Genomic DNA, 1,766 nt, shown 5'->3' on the forward strand with positions numbered 1-1,766 from the left:
TGCCGCATTTCGGGTTCTGAGAGACCAAGCAGGGCGATTTCCATTCTTACATCCTTCAACGTGCCATGAGTTTCGCTATTGGCGTCCGATCACTATAGGTCGCGCATATCAGATCGAGACGTCGAAATAAACGGCTCCTCAAACAACATGACGGCTCTACCAACATTGGGCTGGCCGAGCAGCGGAAAGATGCAAAGTCGAAAAAATCGGTAACAGCCTCACGTCTGTAGCCGATCGACGTTGTCGTTTGCCGCTCCGCCGGAAATGAAGCCTTGGCGTCGCATTGCCATCAATTCTCCGTTAATCATACTGACGAAGAATGGCTGGCCTGATATGTGCGACGAAGGTTCGCAATGGTCGCACATTTGAACCACCCAATTTCCATGCGACAGGCTGGTGTTCATTGTTTGAAAGACTTGTGAGACTGGTCGCTGTCATCGCGCTGTCGGTCGCGATCGGCGGATGTGTCTCCAGCGTCCTTACCGTGGACAACAAAGCTGGCCAGCCTGTTCCGGCGAAGCTCCTCGCCGAAATGAGCAAAAAGAAAATGTCTCCCGCCAGTCCGATCCTGGTTCGAATATTCAAGGAAGAGAGTGAGCTTGAAATCTGGAAGCAGGACCGTAGCGGCCGGTACGCGCTTCTGAAGACTTATCCAATGTGTCGCTGGTCGGGCAAACTGGGGCCGAAAACGAAGACCGGCGACCGCCAGGCGCCGGAGGGCTTCTATCACGTCAATTCAGGAATGCTTAACCCGAACTCCCAATATTACCTGTCGTTCAATCTTGGATATCCCAACAAGCTGGAGAGCGCCCTCGGCTACAGTGGTGAAGCGCTGATGGTACATGGCGCCTGTTCCTCTTCTGGCTGTTTTGCCCTGACAGATGAAGGCGTCGCCGAAATATATGCGGTCGCGCGGGAAGCGCTCAAGGGTGGCCAGCCCGCCTTCCAGGTTCAGGCTTTCCCGTTTCGGATGACTGCAGGGAAAATGGCGCAAAACCGGAGCGACCCCAATTCTGGCTTTTGGGCTGATCTCAAGCAGGGGTACGACATATTTGACGTCGCACGACGCCAGCCCACGGTCTCATATTGCGGTGGCCGGTATGTGTTCGATGCCGAATTCGAAGCTGGCGAGCCAAACGATCCACTTGCTGCCTGCCCGCCTCAACTCAACACGAAAGAGCCTGCGGTGGCCAGCACCTATGAAACCGGAACAGGCGGAACTGCGACACTGGGTGGCAGTGGGGCGATATCGTCGCACGCTTATTCCGACGGGGGCATGCACCCGAGCTTTCGCAAGCTTCTGAAAAGCCGTGGGGCCAAGGATATGGCAAAGATGACATCCATCACCGCTGTGCCAATAAGTCGCCCGGACGCTGCGTTGGCCGACCAACACGGCGCTGATGAATGAGATGGCGATGATGATCGAACGGAAAGATGGCCCGCAACGCTAGCCGCAACCTTTCGTGGCGTTAGCCAGTGCGGCCGAGGCCTCTGGCGCATGCGACGTTGCTAGCGTGTGACGAAGCTTTCCAGGCGGCTCAAGGAGACTACCTGATGGGTTCTAGCCGCCATTGGCCTTGCTGTTCCCAGTCCTGTATTTGCCCATGACGGCGATGAAACCATTCCCGGATTCGACGAAGCCCTCGCGGCGGACGCGGTCCTGATCCACGTAACGGCACCCTGGTGTGAGGTTGCCAGCTTAAGAAGCTGATTGATTGTCGCGCTCTGATTTCAAGGACATGAAAAGTTCGACGTCGATTTCGACT

General features: G+C 55.9%; 1 protein-coding gene. It reads left to right on the plus strand.

Annotated features, from left to right (window positions below):
• The first annotated feature begins 424 nt into the window (after positions 1 to 424).
• Positions 425 to 1,408 (plus strand): L,D-transpeptidase family protein, encoded by a 984-nt coding sequence (locus GGQ99_RS25975; RefSeq protein WP_183264794.1) that lies wholly within the window; start codon positions 425 to 427, stop codon positions 1,406 to 1,408.
• Positions 1,409 to 1,766: the final 358 nt, after the last annotated feature.

The sequence above is a fragment of the Aminobacter niigataensis genome (assembly GCF_014200015.1).
Taxonomy (GTDB): domain Bacteria; phylum Pseudomonadota; class Alphaproteobacteria; order Rhizobiales; family Rhizobiaceae; genus Aminobacter; species Aminobacter niigataensis.